Origin of the sequence: Streptomyces sp. NPDC014676, assembly GCF_043084105.1 — a bacterium.
Classification (GTDB): Bacteria; Actinomycetota; Actinomycetes; order Streptomycetales; family Streptomycetaceae; genus Streptomyces.
Genome location: NZ_JBIBZI010000023.1, coordinates 1 through 15,526, shown reverse-complemented (window position 1 = coordinate 15,526; position 15,526 = coordinate 1). Strand labels below are relative to the sequence as shown.

Here is a 15,526-nt window from a genome sequence, read left to right as displayed (position 1 = left end):
TCGTCGGCGCGACGGGCGGGCGACGGAACTCCGAGAAGGGCAAAGCTGCAACAGCAGGCACGAGGTGCCTTGCGCGCATGGTTGGGCGGCACCCTCGCGTCGGATCGACGCGTCAATACAACGGCGTGCCGAGCACGCAGGTTCAGTGTGACGTGGCTCACATTTTGAGATCCAGAAGTTTTTCGGCAACCCCTCTTGGGGAGTCTCTCTTTTCTCTGGGCTTTCCCTGTGATGCCGGACACTCCATGCTTATGCCGCGCAAGTGAACGCTTCTCGCCCTGCGGTTCGAGGGCGGCGGCAGCGGCTCGATCACCGCCTGCGGTTCGCCACCGACCGCCCATGGCTTTCGCCGCACCGTGAGCACGCCTTGCACAGCACGGGATCACCTACCTCGCCACCGTGTCGCGGAAGGGCCGTTCCGCAAGGACCTCTTGGGCCGGGGCCACTGTCTCCTCGTCGCACCTGCCCTGCTCATGCGCCGTCGGTACGCAAAAAGTGCGCCGTCCGTACGGTTTGGCGGATAAGGTGCCGGTCAGGAGGTGCTGCATGTCCGAGTTGTTCGACGCGGTCGACGCGTTGGTGGCGTCCCGCGCTCCGCTGCCGCCGGCGCAGGAGCGCAAGCGGCTGCGTCAAGCCCATGGCCTGACCCTGGATGAGGTGGCCGCCGCGCTGAAGGTGCGCAGGGCGACGGTGTCCGGCTGGGAGTCGGTGAAGAAGACGACCGAGCCGCGAGGCCCCGAACGTGAGGCGTACGCGCGGCTGTTGAACAGGCTCGCGGATCTCTACCCCACGCCTCCGGTACCGGAGGGGGCAGCCGCCCCGGCGGCGCCGGCCGCCTTCATCGCCGCGCCCGCCCTGGGGGAAGCGCAGCCTCCGCTCTCCGTTCCGGCGTCCGACGCCGCGGCCGCGAGCACGACCGGGAACACCCGCATCACTCCTGCCCCTCCGCCTCCTGTTCCGGCGGCCGCGCCCCCTCCTGCGCGTACCACCGAGAGCACACCGGCGTCGCGCCGCCCTGGCGCGAAGAAGGCGGCCCCGGCCGGTACCCCGGCGGGCGGCACCGACCCGCGGTTCGAGAACGGTCCGCTGGCGGTCGTCGACGTCGACACCGGCGGGCAGGTGCTGGCGTACTGCACCGGCGGCCTGGTCCTGGACGTGCCCGCCAAGTCCCTGCCGGCCCTGGTGGAGTGGACGCTGAAGGAGGCGAGGCTCGGGCAGCCGAGGCTGTCCGGTCCCGGTAAGGATGCCGATCCGCTGATCGTGCTCACCGAGGCGGCGCTGGAGCGCTACGGCCTCCCCGTCACCCTCACCGATCAGGAGCGGCTGGCCGGGCGGATCCCGGAGGGCCACAAGGTGATCAAGCAGCTGGTGCGTGCGGAGTGGAAGCTGACCAAGCGCGGCTTCGGGCCGTGGGCGCGGATCTACCGCCCCGCCACCGGTTCGCAGCGGGCCTGCGTGCAGCTGTGCATCCCCTCCTGGAACGCGCTGGACACCCGGCACTGGGGCGAGGCCGCGCAGCTTCCGCCGGCCGAACTCGCCCGGGTCCTGGGCGTGTACGCGTCGCGGGTGATGACGCCGCGTGGCTCGACCGCCGTCACCGGCCTGGAGCTGATGACCGCCCTGCACCCGCCGACCCGCGCCTCCGGGCTCGACGCGGCGGGTGAACGGCACTCCGAGCACAACCCCGGCAGTCTGGGCAAGGACCCGGTGGACTGCGCGCCGTGCGAGGCACCGGACGGGCACCCGCTGCTCAAGGACCTGCCCCGCTTCCATGTCCGGGGTCCGGCGGAAAAGCTGTTCGAGGAGGCGTACGACTGGGCACGGCCGATGACCGATGCCGAGTGCACCCTGCCGCACCTGGTCGGCATCGACGTGAACATGGCCTTCGCCGCCGGAGCCAACGGCCTGGTCGTCGGTCTCGGCGCGCCCGCCCACGTCACGAACCCGGTCTTCGACCCCAAGCTGCCCGGCTCATGGCTGGTCGACCTCAGCCACGTCGACCTGTCGAGGGTGAAGGTGGGCAAGGACACGTGGGCGGAGCTGGACGCGGGTCTGCTGCCTTCTCCGTTCACGCCGAAGGGCGAGCGTCCCGAGGGGCCGGCCTGGTACGCGACGCCCACCGTCGCGTACGCGGTGGAACTGGGCTACGAGGTGCAACCTGTTGAGGCGTACGTCCGGTACGACAACGGCCGTTACCTGGACGGCTGGTACCAGCGGCTGCGGGACGCCTACCTGGCCACGATGGCCGACCTCGGCGTCCACCCGGACATGGCTCCGGCCGACTTCCTGGCGGCCATGGACGGCTACGGAAGCCGTGACCCGCAGCTGGCGATCGTCGCCTCGGCGATCAAGGCCACGGTCAAGGGCGGCCTGGGCAAGCTGCGCGAACGCCCGCGCGGGGAGGGCTGGCGGCCCGGGCAGCCGTGGCGGGCCCTGTCCCGCCCGACCTGGCGGCCGGACATCCGCGCGGCCGTCATCTCCCGCACCCGGATCAACCTGCACCGCAAGATCGTCAAGCACGCCGCGTTCACCGGCCAGTACCCGGTCGCCATCCTGTCCGACTGCGTCGTCTACGCCACCGACGGCACCGGTCCGCTGGACTTCCTGCCCTACCGGGAGGGCAGGCCGCTGCCCGGCGGCTTCAAGCTCGGCGTCAACCCGGGCCTGGTCAAGCACGAGGGCACCCAGAGCGTCCTGTGGGGCGAGGAGGTCCGCGACCGGTTCGGCACCCCGGACCTCAACCTCGCCCGCTACATCAAGGACGGTACCGTCGCCGACGTCGACAACGGAGAGTAGGGGAAGGCGATGACCCTGTTCGGGGACGGCCTGGACGCCGCGGTGCACAAGGCGTTCACCCGCCCGGCACCCAAGAGCGCACCCGCGCGGATGCGGTATCTGGTCAAGCAGCTCAAGGGCACCAAAGCCGTGGCGCAGATGCTGGGAATCTCCCAGCGCACCGTCGAGCGGTATGTGAAAGGCCAGATCAAAAGGCCCCGCCCGGAGCTCGCCGCGCGCCTGGAGCGTGAGGTGAACAAGCGGTGGCAGCCGCAGATCCGCGCCAAGGCCAGGGCGAGGGCGGCGACCACCGGCGGCATCGTCATCGACACCCGCGCCCGCCTCGGCTACACCGCGCCGATCGGGTCGACGGACGAGTCCCGCATCCGGCACCTGACCGTCGCCCTGCCCCCGCAGCACGCCGCCCGCCTCTTCGACGCCCAGCAGGTCGGCGCCGACGACGCCCAGCTCCGGCGGATCGCCGCGGACGCGCTGCGCGAGGTGTACTTCCAGGACGGCGGCCGCCGCGCCGGGAGCCTGGAGGAGGTCCACTTCACCGACATCGAGCACCTGGAGTTCGAGCTGTAACCGCTCCACCACGCGAGTCCCGGACCGATACGGTCCGGGACTCGCTCACGTATCCGCCGGCAGAGGCGGCCGACAGCATCACGGGTCAGGCCAGGGGCGGGTCATGGGCTGGATGCGCAGGGCCCCACTCCCCGAGAGCCGTCGCGTCACCTCCGCCCTCCGACAGGCCGAGCCGCAGAAGAGCATCTCGGATGCCGTGCACCTGAGACGCGGCGTGCGGAGGTACAGCAGCCGCACGGCCCTCTGGAGCCGTGCGGCGGAACCCGGGTCCGGTCCCGGCCACGCCGTGCTGCTGCTTGTCCGTCACGGCCGGCCCCCGAGACTCGGAGCCGTTTCTCCCGCCTGCGGTCCGCAGACGGCCCATCGGGCCGCACGCGAAGCCGCCTCGGCCACGACGGGGTCCGGTCCGCACGTTATACCTGGCATAGATAGAAAGAGAACCGACATTTTCGCTGGTCACAGAGTCGAAAGCGGAGGTCGTGTGTCTCTTCGGCAGTGACATTCGATCTCCCGGATGCCACCGCTGAGGAGATATGAATCCTTCAAAAGGTCGGTATTCCTGACCTTGTACCCGGCAAAAGGTCAGTATCGCTGATCTTCTGGTTCGTCGGGAGGTCGGCGTTGTTGGCTTCCGTGTCGTCGGCTCGCCCGTTTCGGACATTCCTGGGTTGCCCAGTGTGCAGGAGTTGTTGCGGGGCGTCATGGGCGGGATGTGTCGCCCCCGGGGTGACACAGGACCCGCGGTGGGTCAGGAATGCCGGCCTCGAGGTCAGAAGTGCTGACTTTCTGCCGCGTTGTTGGAGCTTCCCTTTTGATCGTGGGCACCTGGAGGCTGGGGTTTTGAGGTTCCGGAGGGAGCGGCACTGGGTGGGAAACAGGCACAGGAAGCGGTGTACCGAGGAGTTCAAACGGACGTGATCGCGCTTGTCGATCCCCGGGCGGTACGGTCACCGTGGTGGCCCGGGAGTTCGGTTATCGGCTCGGAGTATCCGCGCGGCTGGTACCGACGGGCCGAGCCGGACCAGGACGGCGGCGGGTTTGGTGAGCCGGCTGGCGCCGCACGCGAGGAGCGCGAGCGGCTGTGCAAGGAGGTCCGCACACCAGCCGGGAGTGTTGCCTTGACGGGTTGAATCCAAGACGGCCTTCTTCGTGAAGGGGATCGGCCGGTGAGCCGGCTGTACCGGTCGGGCCGTGCGAAGAAGGCGGCCTGTCCGGTCGCCCTGTTGTGCCGGGTGCTGAGGGCCGCCCGTTCCTCCTGCTACGCGTGGTGCGAGGGCGAGGCCGCTTGCCGCGCTTGCCGGGCTCGTCGGGCCGTCGGCGGCGCGCTCGCGCACGGGATCGCCGTGCTGCGCAGGGCACCGACCTGTCCTGATGGAGCGCCGACGAACTGTCGGCCATCGCCGTGGTCCTCGACTCCTGCCCCCGCAAGGCCCTCGGCCGGAAGACACCCGCGGAAGCCCTCGACGACCAGTGCGCGCCGGTGTCGCGACGACCGGTTGAATCCGCCCTGCGTGCCGCGGCCGGAGTGAAACACCACGCCCCGTCGTTCCAGGACTCCGCACTGACCGCTTCAGGTGACACGGAAGACCGGCCAGCCGATCTCGGTGCGCCATGCAGCGGGATCGCTTGTGTCACGGGGGCCGACAACGTAGACCTCCCGCACCGGCCCGGCCACCGACATCGCGTTCTCCACCACCCAGGTCCCGAGTTCGCCGTATGTGACCTCGGCACCGTCGTGCTCGCCGACGTGGGTGGTGACGGCCAGTTCCGCGGCCGGCAGAATCGTGGGGTGCACGCGCCCGGTGCGGGGTGGCGTGGCGGTCGGCAGGTAGACGACCGCGCGGCCGCGCTCCTGCTCGAAAAGGGCGTTGTCGTAGCTGCCGCCCGGTGGTCCGGTCACGGCGTCGCCGACGGCTGCCTCCAATTCGGCCATCGCGCCTGCGTACCAGGTCGCCATGTCGCGATGCCCGATCACGGCCTCTATCGCCGCGACCGTCCGGGCGGGCTCCGCACGCAGCTCGACGTCGATCGGCGCGGGGTCGGGCCGGAGCAGGCGGCGCAGCGACACGACTGCGGCCCGGGTGCGGTCGAGCGCGTCCTCGAGGCGTTGCAGGTGTTCCGTGACCAGGGCCGCCCGGACACCGGGGTCGGGTGTCCGCAGGATCCGCTGCACATCGCTCAGAGGGACGTCGAGCTCGCGGAGCCGGTGGATGACCTGCGCGGTCGGGATCTGGCCGACGGCGTAGTAGCGGTAACCGGTGGTCTCGTCCACCACGGCGGGTTCCAGCAGGCCCGCCTCGTGATACCGGCGCAGGGTCCGTACGCTCAAGTGGGTCAGCCGCGAGAACTCTCCGATGGTCAGCATACCCTGACTCTAAACACTCTCCCTGGGAGAGAGTCCACGGCTTGACCCTCCCGCGCCGTGAGGCCACACGGTGGACTCATGACACAGCACACCGATCTCCCGTCCGATCTGCTCCCGGCCACCGTGCGCGAGTTCTTCGCCGCCCACATCGTCCGCGACGCCGACACCGCCTCGTCGTTCCTCGCCGAGGATGCGATGATCGTCGACCAGGACGAGACCTTCCGCGGCCGAGAGAAGACCTACGCGTTCCTGCGGGACGCCGGATCCGAGTTCGAATACACGACCGAGCAGATCGGCGCTCACCGCGTCGATGACGCCCACTGGGTGGTAACCGTGCGGCTCGAGGGCACCTTCCCGGGGGGCGTCGCCGAGCTCGACTACCGGTTCGCGCTGCGGGACGACCTCATCGCCGAACTCGTCATCGCCAACCACCCGGCCTGACCGAACCCGCACCACCTCGATCTTCAGTGGAGAGAAAAATGTCTAGTTCAGATCGCGATCGCCTCGACGGTCGCCGGGCGCTGGTCACGGGCGGTTCGAAGGGCTCGGGCAAGGCCGTCGTAGAGAGACTGCGAGAGATGGGTGCCGACGTGTGGACCACGGCACGCACTATGCCCGGCGGCTACGAGCGCCCCGACCGGTTCATCGAGGCGGACACTTCCACGGTGGGCGGTGTAGAGGCTGTGGTGTCCAAGATCTCTGAGGGAGGTGCGCTGGACATCCTGGTGCACGTTGTCGGAGGGTCGTCGACCCCGCCCGGCGGGTTCGCGGCAGCGACTGAGGAGCACTGGCTGGCGGAACTCAACCTGAACTTCTTGGGAGCTGTCCGACTGGATCGAGCGCTGCTGCCGGCAATGGTGGAGGCCGGATCAGGAGTAGTTGTCCACGTCACGTCGATCCAGCGTCAGATGCCGTTGCACGACGCGACGTTGCCGTACGCGTCAGCGAAGGGTGCCCTGCGTACGTACAGCAAGGGTCTCGCGAACGAACTGGCGCCACGAGGAGTGCGAGTAAACGCCGTCAGCCCCGGGGGGATTCAGACCGGAGCGTATGAGGGCTTCATCGACCAGCTCGCCGAGGGCAACGGACTGACCCGCGAGGAGGCGGAGCAGAGCCTGATGGATTCCCTCGGAGGGGTTCCACTCGGAAGGTTCGCAACGACGGAAGAGGTCGCGGACCTGGTCGGCTTCCTTGTCTCGGACCGAGCCTCATCCATTGTGGGCGCGGAGTACGTCATTGACGGCGGCACCGTCCGGACCGTCTGAGCCAGACACCGGCTCCGAGTAGCCACTCGCGAACAGCTCGATCCGACGGCGGGACCCCCTCCTTCACAAGGACCATGCGGGTACGACCCGATAGGCTCTTCACCTGGAGAACGCCTCTTTCCATGTAGCCAACAGGACCCTAGAAAAGTCCAATCGTTGCAGTTCAGGGGCGCTCTCTGCTTATTTGGTCAAACGTCGCCGCCCCAACTCGTGAAAGCGCGAGGTTAGCTTCCAACCAGGCGCCGTTACTTGTTGCTGGTTCCTGGCAGTTTGGATTCTAACGAGCGTTGCGCGGCCGTCGGACTGATGTGCGATGCGTTGGACCAGTCCGTCGGTCTCCAGTTCACGAACGATCTTGCTGACGTGTGAGGGACCCGTGCCCAGCAACTTTGCCAGTGCAGTAGGATGCATCGGACCCCAAGCCAACAGGCGCCGCAAGACCTCCAGTGAGGGCTGGTCGAGGGTCTCCCCGGTCTTGGCAAAGATCTCGCCCTGGATTGCTGGGTTGTTCCACACGAGGATCAATGCGCTCAGGTTGGACAGGAGTCCAGGCCTATAAGGGGAGTCCGTGCCGTAAAGTTCCGGCCCTTCGGTACGTCCTCGTCGCCTTGCATGTCCACGTCTCGGTGTCTGTTATCTCTCACTCGACCGGGAGGAAAATACTGTCCTGTGAGACAGTATAAGTGGTAGTAGGACTTGGTCAGGTTCGTATGGGTGTGGGTATGTCGCGGTGGCAGGTGGGGCAGGCGCCGGTCCAGGTGGCGAGGAGTGCCTGCAGGTTCCGGACGACGTGGTAGAGGCTCAGACCGGCGCCGGATCTTTTGGGTCTTGCGTCAGTCGTTGCAGGGTGCAGAAGGCGTGAGCGGCGGAGACGAGGGTGACGTGGTGGTGCCGGCCGGTGAAGGTGCGGCCCTCGAAGTGGGCCAGGCCCAAGGCTTGTTTCATCTCCCGGTAGTCGTGTTCGATGCGCCAGCGGAGCTTGGCCAGTCGCACCAGCGTGGCCAGCGGCATGCCGGAGGGCAGGTTCGACAGCCTGAACTGCACCGGCTCGCTCTCACCGGCGGGCCATTCGGCCAGCAGCCACCGCTCGGGGAGCTCCGGACCGTCCGTGGCTTGGCGGATCTCGCGCCCGGCCGGCCGGACGCGCAGGGCGACGAAACGCGAGTACATGCGCTTCAGCCCGCTGCGGCCGGTGCCCGGCCGGGAACCTTCCCGCCAGGACACCGGCCGGGCCGCCTGCCGGCCGGCGGCAACGACCAGTTCCTTCACCGTCATGGCCTTGTCCGGGTACTTCGCCACCGGCGGGCGGCCGGTGCCGCTGTAGGCGGGAGTGGCCGGCCGCGCATGGCCTGGATGAACGGTGAGCCGGGAGGAGATCCCGACCGCGTAGGCCAGGTTCCGTTCCTCCAGGCCGAGGCGGAAGGCGGTCGCATCGCCGTAGCCGGCGTCCGCGACCACCAGCGGGACATCGAGGCCCCACGAGAGAGTCTCGTCGATCATGTCCAGGGCCAGCTGCCACTTCTCCACATGACCGGCCTCGGCCGGGATGCCGCAGCGACCACGACGGGCGACCTTGACCGGATCGGCCTCGGGCGAGGCCGGGTCCCAGGAGGCGGGCAAAAACAGTCGCCAGTTGACGGCCGCGGAGGCACGGTCGGCGGCCAGGTGCACAGAGACGCCCACCTGGCAGTTGGTGACCTTGCCCGCGGTGCCGGTGTACTGCCGGGCCACACACGCCGAGGCATCCCCGTCCTTCAGGAAACCGGTGTCGTCGATGATCAACGCTTCCGGGCCGATCGCCTCGTGCATCCGCCAGGCCAGCCGGGCCCGCACATACGCCGCATCCCACGGGCTGGAGGTGATGAAGTGCGCCAGCGCCTGCCGGTTGCCGTCCTCACCCAGGCGGGCCGCCATCGGCTCCACCGACTTGCGTCTGCCGTCCAGCAGCAGCCCGCGCACATACGCCTGCCCCCACCGCCGCTGATCGGCACGGAAGAACCCGTCGAACAACTCCGCCGCGAACGCCTCCAGGTCCTCCCGGACCCCGGCCATCTCCTCAGGTGTCACACCAGCACAACAACACCCGCAGACCAACGGACACGCCACCCGCGAGTGAAAATGACCAAGCCCTACTAGCATCTCGCACTGAAAGCACGGGCGACAGTCACAGCCCCCGGGGGAGCAATTCGGCAAGAGCAACGAGCCGAGCGAGGCGGTGCTGTCACGCCAAGCGCTGCTCCGCCAAATGGCGCGCAAAAATCCCAGCCAGAGCCAGGAGGCAACCCATGGGGGTCACAGACGACCTTGTCAGTTCGGCACTGGTCGCACGGCTTCGCACTTATGTCACGCGAATGGTGGCGTCCAGCAGCATCGATGCGCTCAACGACGCAGAGAAGGCCGTAACGGGTAAAAAGTTGCGCGAGCGCGTCGACATCGTCCGCGACGCCCTCCTCCAAGATCTTCCCGAGGACTTCGCGATCACCGAGAAGATCGCACGCGGTCTGCTGGAGGAGCCCAACTTCAGCGGCTGGATGATCTGGCCAGCCTCAGAGTGGGTAGCGAGACGAGGACTCGAAAGCGGCACAACGGCCGACTTTGACGCGACGATGGACTTGCTGGCCGCACTCACCGTCCGGCTGAGCAGCGAGTTCGCCGTACGCGAACCCCTGAACGCCCGACCAGAGCGTGCCCTCGAAATCATGAAGACTTGGACCCAGCACCCCGACCTACACGTCAGACGACTGGCCTCGGAGGGCTCCCGTGCCTACCTGCCATGGGGCCGACGGGTCCCCTTCCTGATCACGCATCCCAAGTCTACGCAGGCCATCATCGACGCCCTTTACCGCGACGAGAGCGACTTCGTACGCCGATCCGCAGCCAACCACCTCAACGACCTCAGCAGGGTTGCCCCGGACCTCGTCACCCGGCTGGCATCGCGGTGGGCCGAAGATCCCGACGCCAACACACCGTGGGTGATCAGGCATGGCCTGCGCACCCTCATCAAGAAGGGCAATCCGGAAGCACTCGAACTCGTCGGCTTCACCGGCTCGGACCTGACCGTCGGGCAACCGAGCGTGTCCAGGCCGTCCGTGCCATGGAACGGCTCTGTGTCGTTCAACGCGACCATTACCAACAACGGGGAGTCAGAGGCCCGCGTGGCCATCGACTACTCCCTGGGATTCCAGAGAGCGAACGGGACCATCAGTCCCAAGACCTTCAAGTTGGCGGCACGGCGCATCCCGCCCGGCCAGTCCGTCGTGGTCGAGAAGACCCACTCGTTTCGCCCCATCACCACCCGGACCTACTACCCCGGCGAGCACTTCGTCACCGTGCAGGCAAACGGCGTCGTGTCGAGCGAAGCGCCTTTCACGCTCGAACCCGAGACACCCGCCGAGGAGGAGACCTCGACGACGATGAGTAGAGGTGGAACAAGCCATGGGTGAGGCGCGTTTCCAGTTCAGCCGGTGCCGCAGGAGCGGGGTGCGGCCGCGGTGCGAGTACGTGCGGCGGACCTGCGGCAGCAAGTAGACACGTGACTCGTCGAGGGAGACGACCCAGGCACGTATGTTCGCTGCCCCTTTTTGATCCGCCGTCACTCGTGCGCGACCCAGCGGACGATCTCCGAATCATTTCTCTCTACGGCCCGCCGCTCGGGACGCTGCAGACTCCACCCGAGCCGGCCGGTCAGCAACCGCCATACCGAAGCCCGGATCAGGGCCACTCCGGTCACCCGCTCGACGACCGGGCCGACCCGCTCCAGTGTCCACAGATCGGCCTCGAATCCATCGGTCTGGGCGCCTTGCTCCAGCGCGGCCCGCACCCGATCGACCGGGGCATCGTCCAGTTTCGGCGGGCGAGCGGTGGCCGGACGCCGGCGCAACCCGTCGGCGCCGCCCTCCTCCCAGACCCGTCTCCACCGCCGCACACTCTCGTCGCTGACCCCCAGCATCCGCGCGATCTCAGTGGACGTTAAGTCCGATCTTCCCCGGTTCGTGATCGCTCGATCGTGGTACTGATACTCGTCCGGGGCGACTGCTCGTCATGTCCATGCTGGGATACGGGCATGGGGCGGAGACCGTATCCGAGCGACTTATCGGATGAGCAGCGGACGTTGATCGAGCCGATGATCACGGCCTGGAAGCAGGGCCGGGTGGCGCGGTCGGCGACCGGGGATCCCGGGGCCTGCGATCTGCGGGAGGTCGTGAACGCGATCTTCTATCAGAACCGTACGGGCTGCCAGTGGCGCTATCTGCCCCACGACCTGCCGGCCTGGTCTGCGGTGTTCCACTACTTTACGCTGTGGCGTCAGGAAGGGCTCGACCAGCGGATCCAGGAAATTCTGCGCTGCCAGGTGAGGGAGAGCGCCCGCCGATTAGAGGACCCGTCCCTCGTGATCATCGACACCCAGTCCGTCCGCGCGGCCGCCGGTGTCCCGAAGACCACGACGGGACTGGACGCCAACAAGAAGGTGTCGGGCCGCAAGCGGGGACTGGCCGTCGACGTTCCGGGGCTGATCATCGGCGTCGTGGTGCTGGCCGCATCCGCCCACGACAACGCCGCCGGCACCGCCCTGCTCGACCAGGCGGCCGAGCGGTGCGGGATGCGCCTGGAGAAGGCCCTGGTGGACCAGGGCTTCAAGGACGAGGTTCTCATCCACGGCGCCCTGCTCGACATCGACGTCGAGGTCGTCCGCCGCAACCCCGCAGACCAGGGCAAAGGCTTCGTCCCGCAACCGAAGAGGTGGATCGTGGAGCAGGTCAACGGCACGTTGATGCTGCACCGCCGCCTGGCCCGCGAGTACGACCACCGCCCCGACACCTCCGCCTCGCGCGTCTACTGGGCTTCCATCGCGAACATGGCCCGCCGCCTCACCACACCGAGTCCGGCCTGGCGCGACATCCTCGGGCTGGCCGCGTGAACATCAGCGAGCTCCTGGCAGACCTCCAGGCCCAGCACGACAAAACCACGGCCCGGGCTGGTGAACTACGCGACCAGATCGACCACTTGACCGCCGCCTTGGCCGACACCGAAGCGCGACTCGCAGACCTGGCCACCACCCGGAAGATCATCGCCGAACGCGTCCCGCCCGGGACCGAGCCCGATCCGCCCGAGACGAGCACCGCCTACCAAGCCATCGTGAACGCCTTCAACCAACACCCGGGCCGGGCATTCCGAGCCCGTGAGCTGCATGAACTCCTCGGCATGCCCACCGACGAGGCGACCGTCAACGTCACCCGCAGCCGCCTCGGACGCCTCGTCCGACAAGGCTTCCTCACCCAACCCGGACGAGGTCGCTACGAGAAACGGACTTAACGTCCACTAAACACTCTCCCTGGGGGAGAGTCCACGGCTTGACCCTCCCGCGCCGTGAGGCCACACGGTGGACTCATGACACAGCACACCGACCTTCCGTCCGATCTGCTCCCGGCCACCGTGCGCGAGTTCTTCGCCGCCCACATCGTCCGCGACGCCGACACCGCCTCGTCGTTCCTCGCCGAGGATGCGATGATCGTCGACCAGGACGAGACCTTCCGCGGCCGAGAGAAGACCTACGCGTTCCTGCGGGACGCCGGATCCGAGTTCGAATACACGACCGAGCAGATCGGCGCTCACCGCGTCGATGACGCCCACTGGGTGGTAACCGTGCGGCTCGAGGGCACCTTCCCGGGGGGCGTCGCCGAGCTCGACTACCGGTTCGCGCTGCGGGACGACCTCATCGCCGAACTCGTCATCGCCAACCACCCGGCCTGACCGAACCCGCACCACCTCGATCTTCAGTGGAGAGAAAAATGTCTAGTTCAGATCGCGATCGCCTCGACGGTCGCCGGGCGCTGGTCACGGGCGGTTCGAAGGGCTCGGGCAAGGCCGTCGTAGAGAGACTGCGAGAGATGGGTGCCGACGTGTGGACCACGGCACGCACTATGCCCGGCGGCTACGAGCGCCCCGACCGGTTCATCGAGGCGGACACTTCCACGGTGGGCGGTGTAGAGGCTGTGGTGTCCAAGATCTCTGAGGGAGGTGCGCTGGACATCCTGGTGCACGTTGTCGGAGGGTCGTCGACCCCGCCCGGCGGGTTCGCGGCAGCGACTGAGGAGCACTGGCTGGCGGAACTCAACCTGAACTTCTTGGGAGCTGTCCGACTGGATCGAGCGCTGCTGCCGGCAATGGTGGAGGCCGGATCAGGAGTAGTTGTCCACGTCACGTCGATCCAGCGTCAGATGCCGTTGCACGACGCGACGTTGCCGTACGCGTCAGCGAAGGGTGCCCTGCGTACGTACAGCAAGGGTCTCGCGAACGAACTGGCGCCACGAGGAGTGCGAGTAAACGCCGTCAGCCCCGGGGGGATTCAGACCGGAGCGTATGAGGGCTTCATCGACCAGCTCGCCGAGGGCAACGGACTGACCCGCGAGGAGGCGGAGCAGAGCCTGATGGATTCCCTCGGAGGGGTTCCACTCGGAAGGTTCGCAACGACGGAAGAGGTCGCGGACCTGGTCGGCTTCCTTGTCTCGGACCGAGCCTCATCCATTGTGGGCGCGGAGTACGTCATTGACGGCGGCACCGTCCGGACCGTCTGAGCCAGACACCGGCTCCGAGTAGCCACTCGCGAACAGCTCGATCCGACGGCGGGACCCCCTCCTTCACACGGAGAACTCTCAGACGCTGCTGCAACACCGAGAAGCGCGTCGACGACGCCGTCGTCGCGCTTCCGGCGCTCGCCTGGTCGTCGCGATCGTGCCGCGCGTCTCCAGACGGCTGCGCGTCTCCAGACGGCTGCGCGTCACCGATTCACGTGTCGAGCGCTCAGGTTGCCCCACCAGATGGCGGGCCGTATCGGTCACGTGACATGTGCCGATGACCCGTGAGCTGGGGCAGGCAGAGACCCAGTTGACTATCGCAAGGAAAACACATGACGACGCACATCACGGACCGGTCGTCCGCCCAACCGGTCGGGCCGCCCCCGCCCTTCGACCCGGAGCTCGCTCCGGTCGTTGAGATCCTGACCGGCCTGCGCTCCCCCGACGCCTACCGTTTGGACAACATCGTTGAAATGCGCGAGCCCGTCCCCGGGGTGGAGACCCCGACCGACGAGATCCTCTCGCGCGGTGGCACCTACAGCGTGGAGGAGCGGGTGGTGCCAGGGCCGGACGGAGAACCGGATATCTCGCTGCTGATCTGTCTCCCGAAGCACGCGACGACCCCGGCCCCGGCGATTTACCACATCCACGGCGGCGGCATGATCATCGGAGACAACCGGTTCGGCCTCGTCGAGATGCTGAACCTGGCCGAGCCGATGGGCATGGCCGTGATTTCGGTCCAGTACCGGCTCGCACCCGAGACGCCCCACCCGGGTCCCGTCGAGGATTGCTACGCGGGCCTGGCGTGGGTGTCGCATCACGCCCACGAGCTCAACATCGACCCTGAACGCATCGTCATCGGCGGTGCGAGCGCCGGCGGCGGTCTCGCGGCAGGTGTCACCTTGATGGCACGCGACCGCAACGGCCCGGCAATCCTGGCCCAGCTGCTCCTGTCGCCGATGCTTGACGACCGCAACGACTCGCCCTCTGCTCAGCAGATGCGCGGCGTCGGTATCTGGGACAGCTCCTCGAACGAGACCGGATGGAACGCGCTCCTCGGCGACGGCGTTCGCGGAGGACCGGATGTGTCCCCGTACGCTGCGCCTTCCCGTGCGGCAGACCTCTCCGGTCTGCCGTCCACGTTCATCGACGTCGGGTCGGCCGAAACGTTCCGGGACGAGGACGTCGCCTACGCAAGCCGCATATGGCAGGCGGGCGGCCGCCTCGAGCTGCACGTGTGGCCCGGTGGGTTCCACGGGTTCGACGTCGTGGTCCCTCATGCCGTGATTTCGCAGGACGCCATCGCCGCCCGAGCGGCATGGCTGCGCCGTCAGCTCTTGGTCTGACACGCAGCCTCGGCCGGGTAATCGGTCCAGTTCCGGATCGGTGGGCCGGTGGCGAAGTTGGCCTTCGGCCCGGCTCGGGCGTTGTGCCGGCGTACGTAGCTGGCGATCGCGGTGTCCTGTTCGGTGTGGCTGTGGTGGTCGGTGTTGTGGGCCTGTCCCGGACTTCACCCTCCGGGACACCCGGAGGGGTGTCTGCGGCCCGGCGATGCTCGTCATACTGCAGGAACGCCGCAGCGCCGGGTGAGTGGATCTCACCCGGCGCTGCGGCGTGTGTCGTTCAGGAAGTCGCGGGTCAGCCGCCGTCGGCCGGCACGATCGCTCCCCAGACATGGAACGCCCCGCCGTGGAGCTCCCGGCATGGATGTCAGGGCTTTCGAGAGAGGGTGGGTGTTTGAGGAGTTGTTCGGTCCGTCCGGCCGGTGGTTTGTGCTGGTCGAGGGCGGTGGCCAGCGAGGTGGTCAGGCTCGGGACGATTAGTGCGGCCACCTTCGTTCCCGGGACGACCATGGTCCGCTCGTTTAGAGCTCATCTCATTTGGTGAGTCTGCGGTAGCAGATGAGGGTGCAGGCGATGCTGGTGAAGGCGAGGAAGTGGTCGGCCTTGCGCTCGTAG

14 protein-coding genes are annotated in these 15,526 nt (G+C 67.8%); 10 read left to right on the top strand and 4 right to left on the bottom strand.

Annotated elements, in window-relative coordinates:
• The first annotated feature begins 546 nt into the window (after positions 1-546).
• Together tap and tpg are read left to right on the top strand one after the other, a co-directional pair.
• Positions 547-2,796 carry a telomere-associated protein Tap gene (gene tap, locus ACF1DX_RS36735; RefSeq protein ID WP_391795489.1) on the top strand — a complete coding sequence of 750 codons (2,250 nt, stop codon included), beginning with the start codon at positions 547-549 and terminating at the stop codon, positions 2,794-2,796.
• A gap of 9 nt (positions 2,797-2,805) precedes the next feature.
• On the top strand, positions 2,806-3,363 hold the full coding sequence (gene tpg, locus ACF1DX_RS36730) for a telomere-protecting terminal protein Tpg (RefSeq protein ID WP_391795488.1): 558 nt from the start codon (positions 2,806-2,808) through the stop codon (positions 3,361-3,363).
• A 1,570-nt stretch (positions 3,364-4,933) separates the two neighbouring features.
• Here tpg and ACF1DX_RS36725 read toward each other — a convergent pair.
• Positions 4,934-5,728 (bottom strand): MerR family transcriptional regulator, encoded by a 795-nt coding sequence (locus ACF1DX_RS36725; RefSeq protein WP_391795487.1) that lies wholly within the window; start codon positions 5,726-5,728, stop codon positions 4,934-4,936.
• Between the two features lie 78 nt (positions 5,729-5,806).
• Here ACF1DX_RS36725 and ACF1DX_RS36720 point away from each other — a divergent pair, with 78 nt between their 5' ends.
• Positions 5,807-6,169 (top strand): nuclear transport factor 2 family protein, encoded by a 363-nt coding sequence (locus ACF1DX_RS36720; protein ID WP_391795483.1) that lies wholly within the window; start codon positions 5,807-5,809, stop codon positions 6,167-6,169.
• A gap of 38 nt (positions 6,170-6,207) precedes the next feature.
• Positions 6,208-6,993: an SDR family oxidoreductase gene (locus tag ACF1DX_RS36715; RefSeq protein WP_391795482.1), complete on the top strand. Its 786-nt coding sequence runs from the start codon at positions 6,208-6,210 to the stop codon at positions 6,991-6,993.
• Positions 6,994-7,173: 180 nt separating this feature from the next.
• Here ACF1DX_RS36715 and ACF1DX_RS36710 read toward each other — a convergent pair whose 3' ends face one another.
• Both ACF1DX_RS36710 and ACF1DX_RS36705 read right to left on the bottom strand, forming a co-directional pair.
• Positions 7,174-7,509 (bottom strand): MarR family transcriptional regulator, encoded by a 336-nt coding sequence (locus tag ACF1DX_RS36710; protein ID WP_391795520.1) that lies wholly within the window; start codon positions 7,507-7,509, stop codon positions 7,174-7,176.
• A gap of 285 nt (positions 7,510-7,794) precedes the next feature.
• Positions 7,795-9,045, bottom strand: a complete 1,251-nt coding sequence (locus tag ACF1DX_RS36705) for an IS701 family transposase (protein ID WP_391795519.1) — start codon at positions 9,043-9,045, stop codon at positions 7,795-7,797.
• Between the two features lie 233 nt (positions 9,046-9,278).
• On the opposite strand from ACF1DX_RS36705, the gene ACF1DX_RS36700 reads away from it, so the two are divergent.
• The gene (locus ACF1DX_RS36700) at positions 9,279-10,436 is read left to right on the top strand and encodes a DNA alkylation repair protein (RefSeq protein ID WP_391795486.1); all 1,158 of its coding nucleotides are present in this window, start codon (positions 9,279-9,281) and stop codon (positions 10,434-10,436) included.
• Positions 10,437-10,585: 149 nt separating this feature from the next.
• Here ACF1DX_RS36700 and ACF1DX_RS36695 read toward each other — a convergent pair whose 3' ends face one another.
• The gene (locus ACF1DX_RS36695) at positions 10,586-10,990 is read right to left on the bottom strand and encodes a winged helix-turn-helix domain-containing protein (protein WP_391795518.1); all 405 of its coding nucleotides are present in this window, start codon (positions 10,988-10,990) and stop codon (positions 10,586-10,588) included.
• A 66-nt stretch (positions 10,991-11,056) separates the two neighbouring features.
• Here ACF1DX_RS36695 and ACF1DX_RS36690 point away from each other — a divergent pair, with 66 nt between their 5' ends.
• From ACF1DX_RS36690 to ACF1DX_RS36670, 5 genes are all read left to right on the top strand, one after another.
• Entirely contained in the window at positions 11,057-11,911 is an 855-nt protein-coding gene (locus ACF1DX_RS36690) for an IS5 family transposase (protein WP_391795485.1), read from the top strand.
• Complete coding sequence (locus ACF1DX_RS36685; protein ID WP_391795484.1) at positions 11,908-12,306, top strand: hypothetical protein; 399 nt, start codon at positions 11,908-11,910, stop codon at positions 12,304-12,306. The genes ACF1DX_RS36690 and ACF1DX_RS36685 overlap by 4 nt, the downstream gene beginning before the upstream one ends.
• Positions 12,307-12,381: 75 nt before the next feature.
• Positions 12,382-12,744, top strand: a complete 363-nt coding sequence (locus ACF1DX_RS36680; RefSeq protein ID WP_391795483.1) for a nuclear transport factor 2 family protein — start codon at positions 12,382-12,384, stop codon at positions 12,742-12,744.
• A gap of 38 nt (positions 12,745-12,782) precedes the next feature.
• Positions 12,783-13,568 carry an SDR family oxidoreductase gene (locus tag ACF1DX_RS36675; protein WP_391795482.1) on the top strand — a complete coding sequence of 262 codons (786 nt, stop codon included), beginning with the start codon at positions 12,783-12,785 and terminating at the stop codon, positions 13,566-13,568.
• Between the two features lie 332 nt (positions 13,569-13,900).
• Positions 13,901-14,914, top strand: coding sequence for an alpha/beta hydrolase (locus ACF1DX_RS36670; RefSeq protein ID WP_391795481.1), 1,014 nt, complete (start codon positions 13,901-13,903; stop codon positions 14,912-14,914).
• Positions 14,915-15,526: the final 612 nt, after the last annotated feature.